This window comes from Pseudophaeobacter sp. C1-32P7, assembly GCF_041008775.1.
GTDB classification, from domain to species: Bacteria; Pseudomonadota; Alphaproteobacteria; order Rhodobacterales; family Rhodobacteraceae; genus Phycobacter; species Phycobacter gallaeciensis_A.
In genome coordinates, this window is sequence record NZ_JAXGFR010000002.1 from 172,704 (window position 1) to 195,305 (window position 22,602).

The 22,602-nt window shown below is 61.0% G+C and carries 16 protein-coding genes, 2 tRNA genes and 1 riboswitch; of the genes, 3 read left to right on the forward strand and 15 right to left on the reverse strand.

The window, feature by feature from the left end; genetic code table 11:
* Nucleotides 1-133: 133 nt before the first annotated feature.
* Both SM763_RS03735 and SM763_RS03740 read right to left on the reverse strand, forming a co-directional pair.
* The gene (locus SM763_RS03735; RefSeq protein WP_368997602.1) at nucleotides 134-1,933 is read right to left on the reverse strand and encodes an ABC transporter transmembrane domain-containing protein; all 1,800 of its coding nucleotides are present in this window, start codon (nucleotides 1,931-1,933) and stop codon (nucleotides 134-136) included.
* 208 nt (nucleotides 1,934-2,141) lie between these two features.
* A tRNA-Gly gene (locus SM763_RS03740) sits at nucleotides 2,142-2,215 on the reverse strand.
* A gap of 315 nt (nucleotides 2,216-2,530) precedes the next feature.
* On the opposite strand from SM763_RS03740, the gene SM763_RS03745 reads away from it, so the two are divergent.
* Nucleotides 2,531-3,223, forward strand: coding sequence for a CbiX/SirB N-terminal domain-containing protein (locus SM763_RS03745; RefSeq protein WP_368997604.1), 693 nt, complete (start codon nucleotides 2,531-2,533; stop codon nucleotides 3,221-3,223).
* Nucleotides 3,224-3,312: 89 nt separating this feature from the next.
* On the opposite strand, the gene SM763_RS03750 is transcribed toward SM763_RS03745, so the two are convergent.
* The 10 genes from SM763_RS03750 to SM763_RS03795 form a co-directional block, all read right to left on the reverse strand.
* Nucleotides 3,313-3,386: transfer RNA gene (locus SM763_RS03750), tRNA-Cys, on the reverse strand.
* Between the two features lie 138 nt (nucleotides 3,387-3,524).
* Complete coding sequence (locus tag SM763_RS03755) at nucleotides 3,525-5,138, reverse strand: AMP-binding protein (protein ID WP_065270823.1); 1,614 nt, start codon at nucleotides 5,136-5,138, stop codon at nucleotides 3,525-3,527.
* Between the two features lies 1 nt (nucleotide 5,139).
* The gene (locus SM763_RS03760) at nucleotides 5,140-6,300 is read right to left on the reverse strand and encodes an acyl-CoA dehydrogenase family protein (protein WP_368997605.1); all 1,161 of its coding nucleotides are present in this window, start codon (nucleotides 6,298-6,300) and stop codon (nucleotides 5,140-5,142) included.
* 86 nt (nucleotides 6,301-6,386) lie between these two features.
* Complete coding sequence (locus SM763_RS03765) at nucleotides 6,387-7,190, reverse strand: enoyl-CoA hydratase family protein (protein WP_065270825.1); 804 nt, start codon at nucleotides 7,188-7,190, stop codon at nucleotides 6,387-6,389.
* Nucleotides 7,187-7,642: a MarR family winged helix-turn-helix transcriptional regulator gene (locus tag SM763_RS03770; protein ID WP_274831161.1), complete on the reverse strand. Its 456-nt coding sequence runs from the start codon at nucleotides 7,640-7,642 to the stop codon at nucleotides 7,187-7,189. Before SM763_RS03770 ends, SM763_RS03765 begins: the two co-directional genes overlap by 4 nt.
* 2 nt (nucleotides 7,643-7,644) lie before the next feature.
* Nucleotides 7,645-8,400 carry an SDR family NAD(P)-dependent oxidoreductase gene (locus SM763_RS03775; protein ID WP_274832464.1) on the reverse strand — a complete coding sequence of 252 codons (756 nt, stop codon included), beginning with the start codon at nucleotides 8,398-8,400 and terminating at the stop codon, nucleotides 7,645-7,647.
* On the reverse strand, nucleotides 8,397-10,691 hold the full coding sequence (locus SM763_RS03780; RefSeq protein ID WP_368997608.1) for a bifunctional salicylyl-CoA 5-hydroxylase/oxidoreductase: 2,295 nt from the start codon (nucleotides 10,689-10,691) through the stop codon (nucleotides 8,397-8,399). Before SM763_RS03780 ends, SM763_RS03775 begins: the two co-directional genes overlap by 4 nt.
* Before the next feature lie 704 nt (nucleotides 10,692-11,395).
* Nucleotides 11,396-13,636 carry a phosphoenolpyruvate--protein phosphotransferase gene (gene ptsP / locus SM763_RS03785; RefSeq protein ID WP_368997609.1) on the reverse strand — a complete coding sequence of 747 codons (2,241 nt, stop codon included), beginning with the start codon at nucleotides 13,634-13,636 and terminating at the stop codon, nucleotides 11,396-11,398.
* A gap of 44 nt (nucleotides 13,637-13,680) precedes the next feature.
* On the reverse strand, nucleotides 13,681-14,919 hold the full coding sequence (locus SM763_RS03790; RefSeq protein WP_065270830.1) for an aspartate kinase: 1,239 nt from the start codon (nucleotides 14,917-14,919) through the stop codon (nucleotides 13,681-13,683).
* 167 nt (nucleotides 14,920-15,086) lie between these two features.
* Nucleotides 15,087-16,535: a TrkH family potassium uptake protein gene (locus SM763_RS03795; protein WP_065270831.1), complete on the reverse strand. Its 1,449-nt coding sequence runs from the start codon at nucleotides 16,533-16,535 to the stop codon at nucleotides 15,087-15,089.
* 159 nt (nucleotides 16,536-16,694) lie between these two features.
* On the opposite strand from SM763_RS03795, the gene SM763_RS03800 reads away from it, so the two are divergent.
* Nucleotides 16,695-17,303: a hypothetical protein gene (locus SM763_RS03800; protein WP_368997610.1), complete on the forward strand. Its 609-nt coding sequence runs from the start codon at nucleotides 16,695-16,697 to the stop codon at nucleotides 17,301-17,303.
* Nucleotides 17,304-17,625: 322 nt separating this feature from the next.
* Here SM763_RS03800 and folE2 read toward each other — a convergent pair whose 3' ends face one another.
* The 3 genes from folE2 to SM763_RS03815 form a co-directional block, all read right to left on the reverse strand.
* Nucleotides 17,626-18,729 carry a GTP cyclohydrolase FolE2 gene (gene folE2 / locus SM763_RS03805; protein WP_065270833.1) on the reverse strand — a complete coding sequence of 368 codons (1,104 nt, stop codon included), beginning with the start codon at nucleotides 18,727-18,729 and terminating at the stop codon, nucleotides 17,626-17,628.
* A 183-nt stretch (nucleotides 18,730-18,912) separates the two neighbouring features.
* Nucleotides 18,913-20,115: an O-succinylhomoserine sulfhydrylase gene (metZ, locus tag SM763_RS03810; protein ID WP_368997612.1), complete on the reverse strand. Its 1,203-nt coding sequence runs from the start codon at nucleotides 20,113-20,115 to the stop codon at nucleotides 18,913-18,915.
* Nucleotides 20,116-20,173: 58 nt separating this feature from the next.
* Nucleotides 20,174-20,250: riboswitch (SAM riboswitch) on the reverse strand.
* Nucleotides 20,251-20,482: 232 nt separating this feature from the next.
* On the reverse strand, nucleotides 20,483-21,433 hold the full coding sequence (locus SM763_RS03815) for a LysR family transcriptional regulator (protein ID WP_065270835.1): 951 nt from the start codon (nucleotides 21,431-21,433) through the stop codon (nucleotides 20,483-20,485).
* 91 nt (nucleotides 21,434-21,524) lie between these two features.
* Here SM763_RS03815 and SM763_RS03820 point away from each other — a divergent pair, with 91 nt between their 5' ends.
* Complete coding sequence (locus SM763_RS03820; protein ID WP_368997614.1) at nucleotides 21,525-22,589, forward strand: maleylacetate reductase; 1,065 nt, start codon at nucleotides 21,525-21,527, stop codon at nucleotides 22,587-22,589.
* The last annotated feature ends 13 nt before the right edge of the window (nucleotides 22,590-22,602 follow it).

The following is a 22,602-nucleotide window of genomic DNA, read 5'->3' on the forward strand; positions in this document are numbered from 1 at the left end:
GTTGTAAAACCCGCGCTGTGCAAGCGCAGCGCAAGGGTCACGTCAAGGCAGGGGCGCATTTAACGCTGCGACAAATCATTAGCTTACGAAAGGGAAACCGGGCCGTGGGGCGGAATGTGTCCGTGCAGGAAGGTTACTCTGCGGCAAGCCCGTCAGTGAACTGGAGGCGCGCCAGACGCGCGTAAAGCCCGCCTTCGGCAACCAGCGCATCATGCGTGCCGGTGGCCACGATGCGGCCCTCCTCCATCACCACGATCCGGTCGGCCTTTTTCACCGTCGCAAGCCGGTGCGCTACGATCAGCGTGGTGCGGCCTTGGCTCAGTTCATCCACGGCAGCCTGCACCAGACGCTCGCTTTCGGCATCCAGCGCCGAGGTTGCCTCGTCCAGCAGTAGAACCGGCGCATCGCGCAGGATGGCCCGGGCGATGGCGATCCGCTGTTTCTGACCACCAGACAGCATCACACCGCGCTCGCCCACATAGCTGTCATAGCCTTCGGGGAGGGCCGAAATGAAATCATGCGCAGCAGCGGCGCGGGCGGCGGCTTCGACCTCTGCATCAGTGGCGTCAGGGCGACCAAAGCGGATGTTTTCCCGCGCGGACGCGGCAAAAATAATCGGATCCTGTGGCACCATGGCGATATGTTTGCGGAAGGCATCCCGGCGCAGATCACTGAGCGCAACACCATCCAGGCGCACCGCACCGGCGTTCGGGTCATAAAACCGCTGGATCAGCTGAATGATCGTCGTCTTGCCTGCGCCCGACGGGCCGACAAAAGCCACCGTTTCACCGGGTTCGATGGAGAGAGAAACATCGTCCAGCGCCAGCACATCGGGGCGCGCGGGATAGCGGAACATCACGTTTTCAAAACTGATTTCGCCGCGCACCGGCTCAACCAGCGCCTTGGGCGCGCTGGGATCGTTGACGGCATCCTCGGCATTCAGCAACTCGACCAGCCGTTCGGTGGCCCCGGCCGCCCGTTGCAATTCGCTCCAGATTTCCGACAGGGCGGCGACGGAGCCCGCCACCAAAACCGAGTATATGACGAATTGGATCAGGGTGCCTTCGGTCATCACACCGGCGCGCACGTCGATGGCGCCCATCCACAGCACTCCGACGATGCCGGAAAACACCAGGAAGATCACGATGACCGTCAGAAACGCCCGCGTGCGGATCCGCTTGCGCGAAACGTCGTAGGAGGTTTCGGTCATCTGCGCGAATTGCAGACGGCTTGCGTCCTCATGAGTAAAGGCCTGCACGGTCTGCACCGCACCCAGCGCCTCTCCGGCATTGCCAGAGGAGGCCGCGATCCAGTCTTGGTTTTCGCGGCTGATAGCTCGCAAGCGCCGTCCCAGCACCAGAATCGGCACAATAACGGCAGGGACGATCAGCAGCACCAGACCAGTCAGCTTGGCCGAGGTCAGCAACATCAGGAACAGCCCGCCGCCAAACAACAGCATATTGCGCAGGGCAATGGAGACAGAAGAGCCGAGAACCGACTGGATCAGCGTGGTGTCGGTGGTGATCCGGCTCAGCACCTCGCCGGTCATGATCCGCTCATAGAACACGGGGCTCATCCCGATGACCCGGTCGAACACCGCCTTGCGGATATCAGCCACGACCCGTTCACCCAGCCGCGTCACCAGCGCATAGCGCAGGCCGGTGCCCACAGCCAAAAGGGCCGCCATCGCCAAGGCGGCCATGAAATACTGGTTCAGCAACGCATTGTCGGAGATGCGAAAGTTGTCCACCACCCGGCGCACGGCCAGCGGCAGGCTCAGCGACACGCCTGCGGTCAGGACCAGCGCGCAGGTGGCAACGAACATCAGCGCCTTGTAGGGGCGCATGAAAGGCCACAGCGCCGCCAGCACTCCGATTTTGCGCGAACTTTGCCGCTCTTCTTTCGCGTTCGGGGCTGCCGTCTTGCGCGCCATTGCTGATCCTTATGACAATTTCCTGGCAAAGCCATGAGCCTTGCGGTCCAGTGTGGTTCATGGCCCTCAAGGCCCCGCAGGTCAAGCGTTCCGCCCATGGGCATCTGGACGCACACCTTGTTAAAAGTGGCAAACGGCCCCTGAAACTGTGACCAATCAACAGAAGACCGTGCCGGTAAATCAGAAAATCTATGCTTGGGGGAGTTTCTGGAGCGGGTAGCGGGAATCGAACCCGCACCTTAAGCTTGGAAGGCTCTTATGATACCATTTCACCATACCCGCTCAGAGTAATCCGTGATTTATTTGAAGCCGCAGGTGAGGTCAACCACCTTCTTGACCACAAAACCCAGGATAAGGGATGCGCGCCCCTCCTGGCGCGAAAACTTCTATATCAAAGGGGCTTGCGCGGAATTCCTGCCCGAACCTGAGGGCAGCACACGCTCGTTCCAGCGGTCATCTCCCATCAATGTGCAACCGGCTGCGGCTCTGATCTTTCGGCCTTTGTAACAATCAGGATAGACAGGCGCCTGAGCGGCCCTAACTGTCACCCATCCCCATCGTCTTGCCGCCACAAACGCTGCATTGGAAACCGCCTCCATGACCACGAAGACCGCCATTCTGACATCCCACGGGCAACCTTCGGCGCCAGAGCCGCCGGAACGCGCCCTTGCCGCCTTGGCGGCAGAGGTGGCGGTGCATCTGCCAAGTTGGGATATTCGCTCCGCCACCCTGGCCAATCCCGGCAGGCTGGATGCGGTGATGACAGACGGCGCCATCATCTACCCCTTTTTCATGGCCCGGGGCTGGTTCACCGCAAAGGTCCTGCCCGAGCGGCTGTCGGGACGTGATTACACCATGGCCTGCCCCTTTGGGCTGGATCCCTCCCTGCCCGGTCTGACCGCAGCTGCCCTGCAAGACGCGCAAAGAGAGGCCGGATGGGTCGACGCCCCCCTCTCCGTGCTGCTCGCTGCGCATGGCTCCGCCCGCGGCCCAAAGGCAGCCGAAGCCGCAGAGGCGTTCGCCACCCACCTGCGCGCGCTTCTGCCCGGCGCCCAGATCAGCCCCGCCTTTGTGGAGCAAGCCCCCGGCATCGACACGGTTGCACGCATCCTGCCCCGCCGGACCCTGTGCCTGCCGTTTTTCGCTCAGGCCGGTGATCACGTACGCGAGGACATTCCAGAGGCTCTCAACAGCGCCGCGTTCGCGGGACAGGTCCTACCGGTTGTCGGCGCCCTGCCCGGCACCCCTGCCCTGATCGCAAAGGCCATTGCCGCCGCCAACAGCGGGTAAGACCAGCCAATCGATCGGCAAGCCATGACAAACGCATGGCCGCTGGCAGGTATCTGCTTGTTTTCCGGAGCTATGTCGCTGTGGATATTTGGAGGCGAGTACCGGAATCGAACCGGTGTACACGGATTTGCAATCCGCTGCGTCACCACTCCGCCAACTCGCCTTCTGCCCTGTCGCCAAGGTCTTTGTGGTGTGGCGCTGGAAGTAGCGTGATTCATTTCCAAGCACAAGGCCAAACCTGCATTCCGCGCCAATCATGGACAGCGCTTGTCCCATCTTCGGGACAAGCGCCAGCGAAGGTTCAACCTTTCAGGCGGAACCTCTGGATTTTTCCGGTTTCCGTCTTGGGCAGCGCTTTGGTGAAGACCACGGAGCGCGGGTATTTATAGGGGGCAATGCTCGCCTTCACGTGGTCCTGCAACAGCTTGACCAGCGCGTCCGAGGGCATATGTCCGGCGGTCAGCACCACATGCGCCTCGACGATCTGGCCGCGCGCCTCGTCCGGGGCGCCGACGACAGCGCATTCAGAAACGGCTTCATGCGCCAGAAGCGCGGCTTCCACCTCGGGGCCGGCAATATTGTAGCCGGAGGAGATGATCATATCGTCATTTCGGGCGGCGAAATGCAGGTAACCCTCTTCATCCATGACAAAGCTGTCGCCAGTGACGTTCCAGCCGTCCTGGACATAGGTTTTCTGGCGCTCGTCCGCCATGTAACGGCAGCCGGTTGGCCCCTTGACCGCCAGGCGGCCAATCTCTCCGCGCGGCGCCTCATTCCCATCGGCGTCCAGCACCCGCACCTGATAGCCTGAGACGGGTTTGCCGGTGCAGGCGGGCTTGTGGTCGGTGAACCGGTTGGTGATGAAGATATGCAGCATTTCCGTGGCACCGATGCCGTCCAGCATCGGTTTTCCGGTCTTCGCCATCCACTCGTCATAGACCGGCGCCGGCAGGGTTTCCCCGGCCGAAACAGCCGCCCGCAACGACGACAGGTCGGCGCCTTCCTCCATCGCTTGCAGCATCACCCGATAGGCGGTGGGCGCCGTAAAGCAGACGGTCGCCTTGTATTTTTCAATGATTTCAATCAGGTTTGGCGGTGATGCATTTTCCAGCAGCGTCGCGGCAGCGCCAAAGCGCAGCGGGAAGATTGCCAGCCCGCCAAGGCCAAAGGTAAAGGCCAGCGGCGGTGAGCCGACAAAGATATCCTCGGGCTGCACATCAAGCACTTCGCGCGCATAGCCATCCGCGATGATCAGAAGATCGCGGTGGAAATGCATGGTCGCCTTGGGGGATCCCGTGGTGCCCGAGGTAAAGCCCAGCAGCGCTACATCATCGCGCCCGGTTTCAACCGCATCAAAGGTCACCGGTTTTTCCAGCGCCAGACGGTCAAGTTCCGCATCGTGGTTGGAGGTGCCGTCAAAGCCGACCACCGACGTCAGGAAGTCCGAGGTCTTGGCGCAGGAGACCAACTCATCCATCAGCCGCGTATCGCAAAGCGCGTGGCTGATCTCGGCCTTGTCGACGATGGCGGCCAGCTCTCCGGCGCGCAGCATCGGCATGGTGTTGACCACCACCGCGCCCGCCTTGGTCGCGGCCAGCCAGCAGGCCACCATGGCCGGGTTATTGGCTGAGCGGATCAGCACACGATTGCCCGGTTTAACGCCCAGATCCTCGGTCAGCACATTGGCCAGCCGGTTGGTCCAGTCAGACAGTTCCTTGTAGGTGCGGCGCCGTCCGTTACCGATCAGAGCGGTGTGATCGCCAAAGCCCTTTTCCACCATGGCATCGGTCAGCTCGACCGCGGCGTTCAGCCGTTCCGGGTAGTCGAAGCCCTCTAGCAGGAAGTCCGGCCATTGGTCCGCAGGTGGCAGGTTATCGCGGGTGAAGGTGTCGCTATGTGCGGTCGGTCCCAGCATCTCATTTGCCTCCTTCAAAGGCGCCAAGTGTCTGGCGCGCGATCACCACCCGCTGGACGTCCGATGCGCCCTCATAGATGCGCAAGGCGCGGATATCGCGGTAAAGTTCCTCGACCTTCTGACCATGGCGCACACCGTCCCCGCCGTGCAACTGCACCGCCTTGTCGATGACCTGCTGCGCCTGATCGGTGGAGAAGAGCTTCGCCATCGCCGCTTCGCGGGTCACGCGGGCTGCACCGGAATCCTTAGTCCACGCGGCGCGGTAGACCAGCAGAGCCGCCGCATCCACATCCAGCGCCATATCGGCGATATGCCCCTGCACCATCTGCAGATCGAACAGCGGCGCGCCTTGGACCTGACGGCTGGTGACGCGGCTTAGCGCCTCGTCCAGTGCCCGGCGGGCAAAGCCAAGGGCCGCGGCCGCAACGGTAGAGCGGAAAACGTCCAGAACCGACATGGCGATCCGGAACCCCTGCCCCGGTCCACCGATCATCGCGCTTGCCGGGATCCGGCAATCGGTGAAGCGCAGGGTGGCAAGCGGGTGCGGCGCAATCACCTGCTGGCGTTCGACCACCTCGAACCCCGGCAGGCCGGCAGGCACGATGAAGGCAGACAACCCCTTGGCGCCCGGTCCCTCTCCGGTGCGGGCAAACAGAGTATAAACGTCTGCAATCCCGCCGTTTGAGATCCAGGTCTTTTCTCCATTCAGCACATATTCATCGCCATCCAGCGTCGCTGTCATTGTGGAATTTGCCACATCCGAACCAGATTGCGGTTCCGTGAGCGCAAATGCCGAAATCCCCTGCCCGGAGCGGGTCAGCGGCAGCCATTCTGCCTGTTGCGCTTCGTTGCCGAACAGGGAAATCGCCCCAGTTCCAAGACCTTGCATGGCAAAGGCAAAGTCGGCGAGCCCATCGTGACGGGCCAGAGTTTCCCGGATCAGGCACAGGCTGCGCACATCCAGGGTTTCACCGGCTGGCGCGCCGGAATGCTGCGCCCAGCCGCCCTCTCCAAGCGCGATCACAAGCGCCCGGCAGGCGGCATCGGTGTCCGAATGGTCGATACCGCTGACGGTCTCGGCCGCCCAAGCATCCAGATCCGCTGCCAGCGTTCTGTGCCGGTCCTCGAAGAATGGCCAGTTCAGAAATGTCCGGTCCGCCATGATGAAACTCCCCTTTGGCTGTCTTGTGCAGCTCTTCTCCGTCAATGCGAAGCCCGCCGCGGCATAGACCGGGCGGGCGATAGAACTCAGTCTCCTTCGAAGACCGGTTTTTCCTTGTTTACAAAGGCATGGTAGGCGCGTTCAAAGTCTGCTGTCTGCATGCAGATTGCCTGCGCCTGGGCCTCGGCCTCGATCGCCTGTTCGATGGACATCGACCATTCCTGCGCCAGCATTGTCTTGGTCATCATGTGACCAAAATTCGGCCCCGCCGCGATCCGCGTCGCCCATTGGCGCGCCTCTGCGGTCAGCTCTTCGGCCGGGACCAGCTTGTTATGGAAACCCCAGGCGGCGCCTTCCTCGGCGCTCATCGAGCGGCCGGTATAAAGCAGCTCAGCCGCGCGGCCCTGACCGATGATCCGGGGCAGGATGGCGCAGGCGCCCATATCGCAGCCCGCCAGACCGACGCGGGTGAACAGGAAGGCCGTCTTGGCCTCGGGCGTGGCGATACGCAGATCCGACGCCATCGCGATGATCGCCCCTGCGCCCACGCAGATGCCGTCAATCGCCGCAATTACCGGCTTGCCGCAATTCACCATCGCCTTGACCAAATCGCCGGTCATCCGCGTAAACGCCAGCAGTTCCTTCATGCTCATCTTGGTCAGGGGGCCAATGATATCATGCACATCCCCGCCCGAGCTGAAGTTGCCACCATTGGAGGCAAAGATCACCGCCTTGATGTCATCGTCATAGTGCAGCTCGCGGAACCAGTCGCGCATCTCGGCATAGCTGTCAAAGGTCAGCGGGTTCTTGCGCTCGGGCCGGTCCAGCGACACGGTCGCAATGCCATCTTCGACATGGCAGAGAAAATGTTTGGTATCCGTATTGATCATCGGCTTTCATCCTTGTTTTCCAAACGGCGGGCGACAGCATCCAGCGCCTCGGCCATGGTCTGCGCCGCCTCGGGGGGCACATCGGCGAACATCTTGTCGATCCAGGCTTCATGCGCTTCGGCCTGCCGTGCGAATTCGGCGCGGCCCTGCGCGGTCATCCGCACCAAGCTGGCGCGGCGGTCGCCCGGCACCGGTTCGCGCTGGACGTGGCCATCCTCGACCAGACGTTCGATGATGCCGGTCACGTTGCCGTTCGACACTTTCAGCACGCCAGAGAGCTGGCTCATCTTGAGCCCGTCTTCGTGCTGGACCAGCGCTGCCATCACATCGAAACGCGGCAGGGTGGTCGAAAAATCGCGGCGCAGGTTTTCGCGGATCTCGCTTTCCACCGCGCGGGTCGCCTTCAAAACCCGCAGCCACAGCCGCAATCTGTCTTTTGAGGTTTCCGCCACGTTCAGATCTCGCCTCCTGATATGGGCAGGGCAGAACCGTTCACCGATCCCGCCCCCTCGCTTGCCAGCCACAACGCCGCTTCGGCAACCTCGGCAGGTTGGATGAAACGACCCTGCGGATTGCTGGCGCGCAGTGATTTTTCCGCCTTCTCCGGGGTCATCCCGGTCTTGGCGACGATATTATCCACCGATCTTTGCAGGAGCGGCGTTTCAATGAAACCCGGACAAATCGAATTTACCGTGATGCCGGTGCGTGCCAGTTCCAGCGAGAGCGCCCGCGTCAACCCGATCACGCCGTGCTTTGCCGCGCAATATCCTGAAACATAGGGGTATCCCTTCAACCCCGCGGTCGAGGCGATGGCGATCATACGGCCCCAGCCTGCCTCTTTCATGCCAGGCAGCGCCGCCTGCCAGAGGTTGAAAACCCCCGCAAGATTGACCGACAGGGCGGCGCCGAAATCCTCGGCACTCATCCGGTCAAAGGGTTTGGAGGGCGCTGCCCCGGCATTGGCTAGGGCAATGGCGACCGGTCCGTTCTTGTCCGCCGCCTCGGTGAGCGCTGCCTCAACGGCAGCGCGGTCGGTGACATCGCAGGTCAGCGGCAGGGCCTTGGTCGCCGCGCTGACCTCTTCCAGCGGCTCCATCCGGCGCCCCAGGATGGTCACGCGGGCGCCCTGGCCCGCGAACTGTGCCGCCAGTTCGGCGCCAACGCCAGAGCCACCGCCAGAGATGACGACGTGTTTGCCCGCGACACTCATGCCCGGATCACCTCTGCGTCGCGGTCCGCCAGACGCCAGGCCTGATCCCGCCCCGCCTCGTAGGGCAACGGCCAGGCGGCCTGTCGATCCCCGATCCGGGTGGCTTCGTGAAGCGTCCAGTAGGGATCCGCCAGATGTGGGCGCCCCACACAGATCAGATCGGCGCGGCCTGCCATCAGGATCGAATTGGCATGATCGGCCTCGTAGATATTGCCGACAGCCATGGTCGCGATGCCTGCCTCATTCCGGATACGGTCCGAAAACGGCGTCTGGAACATCCGCCCATAGACCGGTTTCGCGTCGATCGAGGTCTGACCAGCAGAGACGTCGATAATATCGGCGCCTGCTTCAGAGAAGGCCTTGGCAATCTCGACCGCCTCTTCCGGTGTCACACCTTCGTCGCCGATCCAGTCGTTGGCCGAGATCCGGACGGACATCGGTTTATGGGCAGGCCAGACGTCACGCATCGCCTTGAAGACCTCCAACGGGTAGCGCAGGCGGTTTTCCAGCGAGCCGCCGAACTCATCCTCGCGAATATTGGATTTTGGCGAAATGAAGGAGGAGATCAGATAACCATGCGCCGCATGAAGTTCGATCATGTCAAATCCGGCGCGCTCTGCCATCTCGGCCGAAGCGACGAATTCAGCCTTCACGGCCTCCATTTCTGCGCGGGTGATTTCGCGCGGGGTGGCGTTATTGGGGGACCAAGGCAAGGGTGAGGCCGAGACCAGATCCCAGTTGTCCTCTTTCAAAGGCGCGTCCATCACTTCCCAGCCCACCTGAGTCGAACCCTTGCGGCCCGAATGGCCGATCTGGCAGCAGATCTTGGCCCGGGTTTCGCTATGTACGAAATCGGTCAGACGGGTCCAGGCGGCTTCATGTTCTGGCGCGTAAAGACCGGGACAGCCGGGGGTGATCCGCCCTTCGGCGCTGACGCAGGTCATTTCCGTATAGACCATTCCGGCGCCGCCTTTGGCGCGCTCACCATAGTGGATCAGGTGCCAATCCGTGGGACAGCCATCCACCGCCTTGTACTGCGCCATGGGGGAGACGACGATGCGGTTCTCCAACGTCATGTCGCGCAGTTTATAGGGGGCAAACATCGGCGCGCGCACTGGCGCATCCGCCGGAACACCCGCCCGCTCCTGGAACCATTTTTCTGCCGATTTCAGCCAGTCGGGATCACGCAGACGCAGGTTTTCGTGGGAGATCCGCTGCGAGCGGGTCAGCAGAGAATAATTGAACTGAACCGGATCCATATCCAGATAGCGTTCGACTTCCTCAAACCATTCCAACGAGTTACGCGCAGCTGACTGCAGGCGCAACACATCAAGGCGCCGCTCGTCCTGATAGCGTTCAAAGGCGCGTTCCATAGACGGTTCTACCGTCAGCAGCTCGGCCAGGGCGATGGCGCTGTCAAAGGCCAGCCGCGACCCCGATCCGATCGAGAAATGCGCCGTGGCCGAGGCATCCCCCAAGAGGACGATGTTTTCATGGTGCCATTTTTCGCAAAGCACCCGCGGGAAGTTGATCCAGACAGCCGATCCGCGCAGGTGGTCGGCGTTGGACATCAGATTGTGGCCACCCAGATGGTCGGCAAAGATCTCTTCGCAGGTGCGAATGATCTCTTCCTTGCTCATGTCCTCAAAGCCCCAGTTGTCCCAGGTCTCCGCAGAACACTCCACGATCACGGTCGCCGTATCCGCATCGAATTGATAGGCGTGGATCCAGACCCAGCCGTGTTTGGTGTTTTCGAACACGAATGTGAAGGCATCATCGAACTTCTGATGGGTGCCCAGCCAGATAAACTTGCACGGGCGCACGTCGATATTGGGTTTAAAGTGTTCCGCGAACTCATTGCGGACGCTGGAATTAAGCCCATCACAGGCGACCACGATGTCATAGTCATCCTGATAGTCCGCTGCCGGTCCGACCTCGGTTTCAAACTGCAGGTTCACCCCGAGCTCCCGCGCGCGCTCCTGCAGGATCAGAAGCATCTTCTTGCGCCCGATCCCGGCAAACCCGTGACCACCGGACACCGTACGCACGCCGTTGTGCACCACCGCGATGTCATCCCAATAGGCAAAGTTCCGACGGATGTCGGCGGCGCTTTCAGGGTCATTTTCCGTAAGATTTTCAAGCGCATCATCGGAAAGAACAACACCCCAGCCAAAGGTGTCGTCCGCCTTGTTACGCTCAAACACCGTGACATCAGCGTCCGGCTGACGCAGCTTCATTGAAATCGCGAAGTAGAGCCCCGCGGGACCACCTCCCAAACAGGCAACTTTCATGATCCTACCCTCCGCATGAGATTGTTATGTTGGGATCAGGATAAGCGAGACGACAAACACTTCAAGCTTAAAGTTTCATGCTTGAAATTTAAGCACCCCATTCCGGGGCCCATCGTTTACCACTTAGCAACCAAGAGAAGGTAAAATTGAATGCAAATAATTTGAGATTTGCAGGGCGTGCAGAGATCCTATCCCCCCGATTGGTTTGTCTTTTGTGTTTTTACATCAATACACAGGCATCATACATTAATGTGGATAAACCTGGGATAACTTTGGGATAAGACATCCCGTTTGGCGAGATCGTGAGCCACATCACTATGCGATCCGGCGCCCCACTGCCAATCTGACGCAGACCTCACCGGATATCCTTCGAACCTTCGCCAGAACAGAAGCCCCTCCTGTGGATGAACATGTGGGCAACATTTGAATGAATCTGGCAAACCAGTCAAAATCATTGAATTTTGTAAATTTGGAGAGGCCAAGGACGATCACACGTCAAATTTGCTAATATTTTAGACAAACCTTATCTCCCCGCAGTTTCATCTGATTCCCCCCTGTCCTCCCCTAAAATCCAGCATCACAAACGGTTCGGCTGACTGTAGCGGCTAATGGGACAAGCGCCTGGCCAATCTGCGGCAACCCAGCAGAAAAAGGCCCCGTTTCCGGGGCCGCGCCATTATTTACTGTCAGAAAGGTCGCCGCGCTCAGAGCTCCCGCAGGTATCGCATCACAGCAGGTCTGACGGATTGATCGCCCCGGTGGCGGGAGTCCGAAATAATCTTGCGGACATCTGAAAGGTTAACACGCATTAACAAAGACTTGACCGGCCCAATTGAAGCAGGCCGCATCGACAGCGTCCGGATTCCCATCGCAGCAAGACAGACGGCCTCGATCGGCCGTCCGGCATCTTCGCCGCAGAAACTCAGCGGTGTTTCGAACCTGTCGCAGCGCTCCACGATCTGCTCGATAAAGGTCAAAAAGCTGACGTTCAGCGTGTCATAGCGTTTTCGGACGCGCTCATTCTCTCGGTCGGCAGCAAAGAAGAACTGCTTCAGATCGTTGCCGCCGATCGAAAGAAAATCGACTTCTTCAAAGAACTTATGCGGCGCAAATGCCAGCGAGGGGGTTTCCAGCATCGCCCCCACTTCCAGCCGTTCCGGCAGCGCGTGGCCAAGGATTCGCTCGCGCTCCAGCGTCTTGTCGATCTCCTGGCGCGCAGCACGGTATTCTTCGAATTGCGCAACAAAGGGGAACATAATCGACAGCGGCCGCCCATTGGCCGCCCGCATCAACGCCTGCAGCTGCATGCGCATGACGCCCGGCTTATCCAGACCAACCCGGATTGCCCGCCAGCCAAGCGCTGGGTTCGGCTCATCCGTCGGCTTCATATAGGGCAGAACCTTGTCCGAGCCGATGTCGAGCGTCCGGAACACCACCCGCTTGCCATGCGATGCATCCAGAACCCGCTGATAGAGCGTCACCAGCTCAGACCGCTTAGGCATCTGATCACGCACAAGAAACTGCAGCTCGGTGCGGAACAGCCCCACCCCTTCGGCGCCAGAGCCTTCGAGCGACGGGAGGTCGGCCATCAACCCTGCGTTCATCAGCAAGGTGACGTGTTGCTCGTCTTGCGTAATGGCAGATTTTTCCCGGATCGAGGCATAGCGCTCCTGGGCATCGGCCTGCATCGCGATCTTGTCCCGAAAGGCGCTAACCACGGTTTCATCTGGGCGCAGATGTACGACTCCCTGATCGCCATCCACCATGATATGATCGCCGTTCAGCGCCTCGGTGGTGATGCGTTTGGCGTTCACCACCAGAGGAATCGCCAAGGCACGCGCCACGATCGCCGCGTGCGAGCCGACGGAGCCTTCCTCCAGCACGATGCCGCGCAGCGAGCGACCGTATTCCAACAGCTCGGCCGGGCCGATATTGCGGGCAATCAGAATCGGGTCCACTGGCAGATCGGCGCCGGTTTCGGCGCCCTGCCCAGTCAGAATCCTAAGCAGGCGATTCGACAGATCATCAAGATCGCTCAGCCGTTCCCGCAGGTAGGCATCCTGCACCTGAGACATACGCGCCCGGGCCTGGGACTGCTCCTTTTCAACCGCGGCCTCGGCGCTCAACCCGCGCGAGATGTCTTCTTCCATGCGCCGCATCCAGCCTTTGGAATTGGCGAACATACGATAGGTTTCAAGAACTTGCAGCTGATCCTTGTCTCCGTTTTCAGAGATCTTCAGCATCTTGTCGACACCAACGCGCAGCTCCTCCACGGCCTCGTTCAACCGTTCCAGTTCACGGTGCGGATCATCGGCAATCGGATTTGTCACCACCACACGTGGCTCATGCAGCCATACGTGGCCTTCGGCAGCGCCCTCTTGGGCGGCGGTTGCGCTCACCAGAACCGGTTGCTGGTGCATCGGAGACAGGGCTGCGCCCTCGCCCACAAAGGCACCGAGTTCCGCCATTTCGGCGATCACCATCGCCACCACTTCGAGCGCGTAAACCGCATCAGAGGAGAATTCGCGCGCTTCCTTGGACTGGACGACGAGCACGCCCATCATCTCGCCCAGACGCTGGATCGGAATGCCGAGGAAGGAAGAATACCGCTCTTCGCCGGTTTCCGGCATATAGCGGAACCCCTTGGCGTTCGGGGCATCGGGAGTGTTGACCACCTTGCCGTATCTGGCCACCCGGCCCACCAGACCTTCGCCAATCCGCATACGGGTCTGGTGCACGGATTCGACGTTCAGACCCTCTGTCGCGCAAAGCTCAAGGGTTTCGTCATCGCGGAACAGGTAGACCGAGCAGACCTCGGTCCCCATGCTGTCGGCAATCAGGTGAGTGATCTTATCCAGACGGGCCTGGCCAGGGTCATCCCCGGCCATGGCCTCGCGCAGGCGGCCTAGCAACCTGCGGCTCTCGGATTCAGTACTTTCGACCATGGGCCCTGTTCACGTAATTATTGTGCCAGGCAGCCCACGCACGATCAGGCTGCCTTATCCAGTTCAAAGGCATCATGCAGTGCCTGAACAGCAAGTTCCATGTATTTCCGGTCGATGAGCACGGAAATTTTGATCTCTGAGGTTGTAATGACCTTGATATTGATCCCCTCATCCGAGAGCACCTTGAACATCTTGGCCGCCACGCCCGATTGCGAGCGCATGCCAATCCCCACGACCGAAACCTTTGCAACGTCCTTGTCGGCAACCAGTTCGGCGTAGTTGAGATCGCCCTTTTCCTTGCTCTCCTGCAAGGCCTGTTCGGCGCGCGCCACCTGATCGGTGGGGCAGGAAAAGGTCATATCCGTGCGGCCCTCGTCCGAGATGTCCTGCACGATCATGTCCACATTCACGCCTGCATCCGACAGGCAGGTAAAGATGGTTGCCGCAATGCCGGGACGGTCGGCGACCGATTGCACGGTCAGCTTGGCTTCGTCGCGGGAATAGGCCACACCGGCCACAACGTTGGATTCCATGATGTCCTCCTCGGCACAGACCAGCGTGCCAGCATTGTCATTTTGTTCTTCGAAACTGGACAGAACGCGCAGCCGAACCTGATAGCGCATCGCCAGTTCCACCGAGCGGGTCTGCAGGACCTTCGCCCCCAGAGAGGCCAGTTCCAGCATCTCTTCGAATGCGATCTTGTCAAGCTTGCGGGCCTTATCGCAGATGCGTGGGTCCGTGGTATAGACGCCGTCCACATCCGTGTAGATATCGCAGCGCTCGGCATCGAAGGCCGCCGCAAAGGCCACCGCCGTGGTGTCCGAACCGCCCCGGCCCAGCGTGGTGATGCGCCCTTCGGGGCTGATGCCCTGGAAACCGGCAACAACGGCCACGCGCATGCCTTCGGCGAATTTGGCGCTGATATTCTCGGTCGGGATTTCTTCGATCCGCGCCTGGCTGTGGGCGCTGGTCGTCTTCAGCGGCACCTGCCAGCCCTGCCAGCTGCGCGCGGGAACATCCATTTCCTGCAGCGTCAGCGCCATCAGACCGGCGGTGACGTTTTCGCCGGAAGACACCACTGCGTCATATTCGCGGGCGTCAAACAGCGGCGAGGTTTCATTGACCCAGCCAACAAGCTCGTTGGTCTTTCCCGACATGGCCGATACGATGACAATGACATCATAGCCTTTGGCCACTTCGACACCGACCCGCTTTGCCGCGCGCCGGATCCGGTCAAGGTTGGCGACAGAGGTGCCGCCGAATTTCATTACTAGAACGGGCATGGGGCATTCGTCTCCGTGCGCTCGCAGATTCCGATCACCGCCTCATAGGGGAGGTCCGTGATCAGGGCAAGACTGCGGATTGTAGCAATACAAGGGCCAAACCGCCGCAGGGGGCCCTGCCTGAGGCCCCAATCCCCCTTACACGACCCCAGAGCTCCGGCGTGGTGTCAGTTGCGCCAGAACCGCAACGTCAGGATCGCGTAGACCGCCATCAGTTCCAGACGCCCGATCAGCATGGCCGCGCTCAGGATCCATTTAGCCGCATCATTCAAGGTGGAAAAATTGCCCGCAGGCCCGATGATATCGCCCAGCCCCGGCCCGACATTGGCCACTGCGGTTGCCGCGCCCGAGACGGCTGTGATGAAGTCCAGCCCTGTCAGAGCCAGCCCCCATGACACAACCCCCAGCGTCACCACGAAGAACATGAAAAAGGAAATCACCGAGCTGAGGACATCCGGCCCGACCGGGCGTCCGTCAAAGCGCGGAATGAAGATACCGTTGGGGGAGCGGATACGCTGGATCTGAACCCGGATCGAGGCAAACAGGATCTGATAGCGGAACACCTTGACCGAACAGGCTGTGGAACCCGCGCAGCCACCGATCAGACCGATGAAAAAGAACACCATGATCAGGAAGCTGCCCCACTCCATATAGTCAACGCTGGCATAGCCGGTGCCGGAAATGATCGAGGTGATGTTGAACAGCGCCTCGCGCAGGGCCTGCTCGGGGTGGTGCGGGAAGATATAAAGCAGCACGCTGGCGGTCACGATGATCAGCACCAGAATAGTGCCCAGAAAGGCGCGGATCTGGCTGTCGCGCAGCAGCGGCTGCCCCTGCCCGTTGATCAGCTGTACGTAGCGCACGAAGGGCAGCGCCGCCATGATCATGAAGAACGATGCCGCGTATTCGGCCGGACCGGAGAAGGTGCCGAAAGAGGCATCGTAATTCGAAAAGCCACCGGTCGACATGGTGGTCAGGGCATGCACCAGCGCATCAAACAGCCCCATGCCCAGCACCACATAGACCACCATGCACAGCAGCGTCAGCGCCACGTAGATCAACGAGATCTGACGTGCGATCGTCTGCGCACGGGGCAAAATCTTCCCCATGGTATCAAAAGCTTCGGAGCGGAAGATCTGCATACCCCCGACCCGTAGCTCGGGCAGAAACACCATGGCGACGACAATGATACCAATCCCGCCGAGCCACTGCAGGATACCCCGCCACAAGAGGATCCCCCGTGGCAGGTCATCAAGGCCGGAGATTACCGTGGACCCGGTGGTGGTCAGCCCCGACATCGCTTCGAAAAACGCATCTGTAAAGCTGAGCTCGGTCGCCCCCATCATCAGCGGGATCGCACCGAACACCGGCAGCGCCGCCCAGACCGAAGTGGTCAGCAGAAAGGTCTGACGAATGCTAAGCCCCTGCCGCACTGAATTGCCACAGCTGAGCGCCAGCAGCCCGCCCGCCAGAATGGTGATCAGGCCGCTTTCAAGAAACACCGGCCATTCGCCCTGCCCATCGTAAAGATCGATCAGGAACGGAAAGACCATCATGGCGCCAAGAATGACGACCAACAGGCCAATGACATATGCGACCGGGCGAAGATCCAACATGACGGGCAGCGTTGGCGCCCCCTGCGCAAAGTGTCAAGTCAAAGGCGGCGTCATGCCTTCTCGGCGTCACTCTTTGCCGCGGAGCGCTCTGGCAGCGCCGGAGGCTTGGACGGCGCGCGTTTTGCCTTGGACGCGGTGGATTGTGCTGGTGCTGCTGTGGTGGCTTCAGCCTTATTCGCCTGTGGCGGAGTGGATGCCGCAGCGGACGGCTTGGCTGTCGCCTTGGCCGCAGCTGTGACCGCTGCGGGCTTTGTTGCTGCAGGTTTGGCCGAGGAAGGTTTCGTTGGGGAGGCTTTTGCCGGTGCGGGTTTTGCTGCTGCGGTCTTGGTGGGTGTTCGTGTCGCTGGTGCAGGCTTAGCAGGCGATGTTTTGGGCGCGGTCGTCTTTGCCGCTGTCGACTTAGGCGTTGTCGCCGCAGGCTTGGTTGTCGTCGCCTTGCGGGCCGCTGCCTTGTTCTCAGTCTTACTCGCAGTCGCTGTGGTGGCAGCCGCCTTGGGCGTTGCGGGTCTGGCCGCGACCGGTTTCTCTGAGGCAGGTTTGGCAGCAGGCGATTTGCGCGCCGTAGTCCTGGCCGCCGGGGCGGCTTTGCTTTTACGCGCCGGACGTCGCGCAAGGGTCTTGGTTTTGGCGGCCGGACGTTCGCTGGTTGCCCGTTTTGCAGGTGTTTTCGCTTTTTGCGGCGCCGGGGCCGGAGCAGCAACAGCAGCCGGTCTGAACACCGCCGTTCCGGCGGTCAACAGTACATGCGTCAGGCGTATCTGTTCATAAGGCGCCTGAACCGCCAGCGCCGTCATCGCACGCCAGCATCGCAACTGTGTCCCGGCAGAATAGCCGACCCATTGCGGCAGCGTTGCAGGCTGATCTTGGAGGATGGGCGAAAAGAACATCGGGAACTCCTTACATCAAAGAGATCCGGCATGGATATCTGGCCAGCAGAAGGATTCCGTAGCCATCTGGGTCCGGACCTGATGGAAGGCTAACACGAGAATGCGGCAACGCAGCAAAAAAATGCGGCGCTGCAGCGGAAATTCGCGCTTGAGTGATACCGGAACAGGCAGGAGGCGGCGCAACGTGCGCCGCTGCCAACCTGTTACCCCCGATGGATCAGGGTCGAGAACAGCCCCGGATCAAGACTTGTTTCGGCAAACAATGGCCCTTGGGTCAGCACGCTGACTGCATCGTGGCTGTGCAGGCTTTCCTGATGGCTGGCCACCACGCGAAAATCGCCAATGCGCGGATCGCTTTGCAGGGCTTCGCAGAACAGGCGCGCAGCATCCTCGACAAAGATCGGGTTGGCAGCGTTCAGTTCGGCAAAGGCCTGTTCGTCCTCGCGCTTGACCATGACCTGCGTCTCGGTAGGCACCGCGCGGCGGCAATGATCAATCAGATCCTCGAACCACAGGCAGGGGGCCTCGGGGTCGATCTGCACCGACAGCCGCGCCACCGAGCGCTGCGAATGCGGGGTTGCCAGTTGCCCGCGCGACTGGCGCGCGTGTTCCGACAGTTCCAGCGAACAGGGGCAGGTCGAGGAATAGACATAGTCCAGATGCACGATCTTGTTGCGCACCCCGTCCCGATCCACCAGCTCCAGCGCGATATCGTAATATTGATAGCCCGACAGGCCCGAACGCAGGCTGTCGATCTTCACCGGGAAGGAGAACCGCATCTGGATGCGCGCGTCCATGCTGCCGAGATCGCTGAGGTAATCCTCAAGCGCGGCCTCGATCACCTCAAAGCTGAAGGTCTTTTCCGCGTGTTTGTAAAAGGACCGCATGATCCGGGACATGTTGATGCCCTTCTTGTCGGCCTCAAGGCTGACGGTGCCGGTCACGCTGGTTTCCAGCGTCAGATCGCCATTGTCCCGTGTGTGAAAGCGAATCGGCAGACGGAAGTTGGAGATCCCCACATGCTGGATCTGCTCATTGGCGCCGCGGATCAGGCTGGAAGGGCCGTTCTGCAGGTCGGGCAATGTGGCGCGATAGCCCTCATCCGCCACAAAATCCTCGGGGTAGTTGCGCGACAGATCGGGGTAGTTCTGCACCGCCCGCTCTGGCAGAAGCCGGGCAACGGCTGGGTCAAGCTGCGCAATTTCCGTCTGGGTGGCTGTCGCAGCCCATTGGCGAAGCGTCTCAAGAGCCGCCTCTGCCTCGGTCCGGTCCGGTGTCTCGTCCACGCCGCGCATATGGATATTCATACGACCACTTCCTCCGCTGCTGCTACGCCCCGGGGCGCAGCGATGTTCAGTATTACTCTGTTACGCGGGAAAACACAAAATGGATCAGACAAATACGGCAGGTTCCGGCCCGGAACTGACCCCGCACCACAAGTGAACCCGCCCCGGCCCGCGAACAACGCGGGCCACAGCGTCCCCAAGACTTCAGCCGCCGCAGGCGTCCAATGCCTGCGTCAGATCCGCAATCAGATCCTCCGGATCCTCAAGCCCAACCGAGAAGCGCACCAGACCCGGCGTGATGCCCAGCGCCACCTTCTGATCATCGGGCAGCCGCTGGTGGGTGGTGGTGGCCGGATGGGTTGCGATGGATTTCGCATCGCCGAGATTGTTGGAAATCACCGGAATCGTCAGGGCGTTCAGGAAGGCAAAGGCCGCCTCCTTGCCATCTTTCAGATCCAGCGACAGGACCGTTCCGCCCTTACCGCCCAGTTGCCGCTGAACCAGCGCGTTCTGGGCATGATCGGCTAGGCCGGGATAGATCGTGCGCGCCAGCTTCGGATGCCCCTGAAGGGCAGTCGCAATCTGCAGCGCCGTTTCGGCCTGTGCATTCACCCGCAGGGAAATCGTCTCCAGCCCCTTTAGCAGCGTCCAGGCGTTGAACGGGCTAAGGGAACCGCCGGTGTGCTTCATATAGGGCTCAACCGTGCCGCGGATGAAATCGCGTGTGCCAAGGATGACACCGCCCAGAACCCGGCCCTGACCGTCGATATGTTTGGTGGCCGAGTAGACCACCACATCCGCGCCTTGTGCGATGGCGTCAGAGAAGACCGGCGTCGAGAACACGTTGTCCACCACTACCGTCGCGCCGACGGCATGGGCGATTTCCGCGACCGCAGCCACGTCGATCACTTCCAGCGTCGGGTTCGACATGGATTCAAAGAAAACCGCCTTGGTGTCCGGTCGTACCGCAGCGCGCCATTGCTCCAGATCGGTTCCATCGACGAATGTCACTTCGACTCCGAAGCGGGTCAGGATGTTTTCAAGGATATAAAGGCAAGAGCCAAACAGCGCCCGCGCCGAAACAACGTGATCGCCCGCCTTAAGAAGCGAGGTCAGCGCGCCATTGACCGCTGCCATGCCAGAAGCGGTGGCAAAGGCATCCTCGGCGCCCTCAAGCGCGGCGATCCGCTCTTCGAACATCGCCACGGTCGGGTTGCCATAGCGGGCATAGATGAACTCATCCGGGCCGGTTTCGATGAACCGGGCCTCGGCCTGTTCGGCGCTGTCATAGACAAAGCCCTGAGTCAGGAAGATCGCTTCGCTCACCTCGCCCCATTGGCTGCGGCGGGTGCCGCCGTGCACCAGTTTGGTGCGGCTGTTCCAGTTGCTGTCTTTCGTGTCGTTCATGGCACACACTCCTGCGCGTCGGCGCAATAAAAAACCCCATTCGGCCAAGCGAAAGGGGTTCCTTTGCGTCCTGACCTCTTTAGCGGTGTGTTTAACGTGGCCCGCAATCCGGTAACAAATCCCACACGTCCAAGATGGCAAACCTCAGAAATTCGGCGGGACAGAAACCGGAGAATTAACCAATTTCTTTCATGGGGTCTTTGCCGCGACCCTGCCCCTCTCACCAGCAGTTCGATTGGGGCGACCCCAGACGACCGGTAAGGCTTGCGCCTTAACGCAGGCCGCCGCAACTGCGCAAGTCCAAATGCACCGCCCCTCGTCAGATTGAGCAGGCCTCGCACTCGCGTGCCGCCCACACAGGCAGGTGTCACCGCCGCCAGACGGCTTCGCGGCCGCGGACATCGATCCTGTCGGCCAGACCGGAAAACTCACCCTTAAGGAACTTCTGAAACCGGGACACCGCGGGGCGCACCGGGCGGTCGTTGCGCCAGAGCAAACCCAGTTGCCGGTCCGGGTGTTCAAGCTTCACCGGCAGCGCTGTGACCATATTGGACGGTCGCTGCATGAACACCACTGAATAAGGCAGCACCGTCAGCGCATCCGATCCGGACATGATGCGCAGGATCGCCGCCAGCGAGCCGCCAGTAAAACTGACGCGGAAATCGGTGATGCCTACGATCTCCAGCGCGTTTTTCAGGTCCGCATAAAGAGGGCTGCCCGCCGGGGGGGCGATCCAAGGGTATTGGGCGATATCTTCCAATCGAAACGTGGATTTACGCGCCAATGGGTGCGACGGCGCGCAGGCAATCACGTTGCGGCCACGCAGGATCGGTTCAAACGACAGCTCTTCCGGGATGTCATCGCCGCGCATCGGGCAGATCGCCAGATCGATGTTCCCCGTCTTCAGCTGTTCAGACAGCTCCGCGAAATAGCCATAGCTTTGCTGGATCGCCACATCCGGGAAAGCAGATTGGAACGACGCGATCATGTAGGAGATCACTCCATCCATGAAGATGGGCGTCCCGGCGATCCGCGCAGTGCCCGCCTTGCCCCCTGAATAAAGCTCCGCCGCGATGCGCGCCGCCTCACTTGCCTGACCGATCACCCGGCCCTGTTCGGCCAGCGACAGACACAGCTCGGTCGGCCGCAGCGGCCGGATACCCTTTTCAAATAATCGTGAACCGAGCCGCGACTCCAGCATCGCAACCGTGCGCGACAGGCTGGGCTGGGACTTGTTTAGCGCGGCCGCGCCTTCACTTAGCCCGCCCGAGTCGACGATCGCTGCCAGGATGCGCAGGTGATTGGGATCGATGTACATAACATCGTGGTATATTAAATGCCGTAATCTCGATCAACAGACCATTCACTGAGGTTTAACGTCCGGCACAACCGGAGGAGAAAGGTCTGAAATGACACAAGAGGCAGAAACCGCAACAGATGGTGTGCGCGTTGTATTCCAGGCTGGGGTGAAGGACATCCTTGTCGCAGAGACTCAGCGGCTGGGCGCGAAGAACGCCCTGGTTCTGTCCACCCCTCAGCAATCCGACGCAGCGCTGGAAATGGCCGAAACACTGGGCGAACTGGCCGCTGGCGTTTTCTGTCAGGCGGCGATGCACACCCCCGTCACCGTCACCGAAGCGGCCATGGCCCACGCCAAAGAGGTCGCAGCGGACTGCATCATCTCAATCGGCGGCGGCTCGACCATCGGGCTGGGCAAGGCAATCGCCTATCGCACAGGCCTGCCGCAGATCGTGATCCCGACCACCTACGCCGGCAGTGAGGCAACGCCGATCCTCGGTCAGACCGAGAACGGCATCAAGACGACGCTGAGCCACCCCGAGGTGCTGCCCGAGGTCATCCTCTATGACCCCGAGCGCGTCGCAACGCTGCCGGTTGCCATGACCGTGACCTCAGCGCTCAACGCCATGGCGCATGCAGCCGAGGCGCTTTATGCGCGCGACCGCACCGAAAAAACGGTGCATTTGGCCATCGACGGGCTGAAGGCCTTCGTCGACGGCCTGCCCCGCGTTCTGGCCGCGCCTACGGATCTCACAGCCCGCGCCGAGACGCAGCGCGGCGCATGGGCCTGTGGCACGGTGCTGGGCCAGGTCGGCATGGCCCTGCATCACAAGCTGTGCCACACGCTGGGCGGCTCATTCGACCTGCCCCACGCCGAAACCCACGCAATCGTTCTGCCCCATGCCATTGCCTATAACGCCCGCGCGGCAGCGACCGAACTGCTGCCGATCTGCGATCTTCTGGGCGGCGAGAATGCCGGGCGCGCCTTGTATGACTTTGCACAAAAACTCGGGGCGCCGCTGGCGCTGCGCGATCTGGGTCTGAAGGAGGAAGACCTGGACCGCGCCGCCGAACTGGCCACCACCAAACCCTACCCCAATCCGCAGCCTGTCACGCGCGACGATATCCGCGCGCTGCTGCAGGCGGCCTGGGCGGGAACACCACCCGCCCACTGAACCGGGGCTTCGC

Bases quoted from the DNA above. Each gene is read 5' to 3' on its own strand.
- folE2 (WP_065270833.1), bottom strand. From the start codon at position 18,729: ATGAATATCCATATGCGCGGCGTGGACGAGACACCGGACCGGACCGAG.
- SM763_RS03815 (WP_065270835.1), bottom strand. From the start codon at position 21,433: ATGTACATCGATCCCAATCACCTGCGCATCCTGGCAGCGATCGTCGAC.
- SM763_RS03735 (WP_368997602.1), bottom strand. From the start codon at position 1,933: ATGGCGCGCAAGACGGCAGCCCCGAACGCGAAAGAAGAGCGGCAAAGT.
- SM763_RS03760 (WP_368997605.1), bottom strand. From the start codon at position 6,300: ATGGCGGACCGGACATTTCTGAACTGGCCATTCTTCGAGGACCGGCAC.
- metZ (WP_368997612.1), bottom strand. From the start codon at position 20,115: ATGAACGACACGAAAGACAGCAACTGGAACAGCCGCACCAAACTGGTG.
- SM763_RS03775 (WP_274832464.1), bottom strand. From the start codon at position 8,400: ATGAGTGTCGCGGGCAAACACGTCGTCATCTCTGGCGGTGGCTCTGGC.
- SM763_RS03795 (WP_065270831.1), bottom strand. From the start codon at position 16,535: ATGTTGGATCTTCGCCCGGTCGCATATGTCATTGGCCTGTTGGTCGTC.
- ptsP (WP_368997609.1), bottom strand. From the start codon at position 13,636: ATGGTCGAAAGTACTGAATCCGAGAGCCGCAGGTTGCTAGGCCGCCTG.
- SM763_RS03820 (WP_368997614.1), top strand. From the start codon at position 21,525: ATGACACAAGAGGCAGAAACCGCAACAGATGGTGTGCGCGTTGTATTC.
- SM763_RS03780 (WP_368997608.1), bottom strand. From the start codon at position 10,691: ATGAAAGTTGCCTGTTTGGGAGGTGGTCCCGCGGGGCTCTACTTCGCG.
- SM763_RS03790 (WP_065270830.1), bottom strand. From the start codon at position 14,919: ATGCCCGTTCTAGTAATGAAATTCGGCGGCACCTCTGTCGCCAACCTT.
- SM763_RS03755 (WP_065270823.1), bottom strand. From the start codon at position 5,138: ATGCTGGGACCGACCGCACATAGCGACACCTTCACCCGCGATAACCTG.
- SM763_RS03765 (WP_065270825.1), bottom strand. From the start codon at position 7,190: ATGATCAATACGGATACCAAACATTTTCTCTGCCATGTCGAAGATGGC.
- SM763_RS03745 (WP_368997604.1), top strand. From the start codon at position 2,531: ATGACCACGAAGACCGCCATTCTGACATCCCACGGGCAACCTTCGGCG.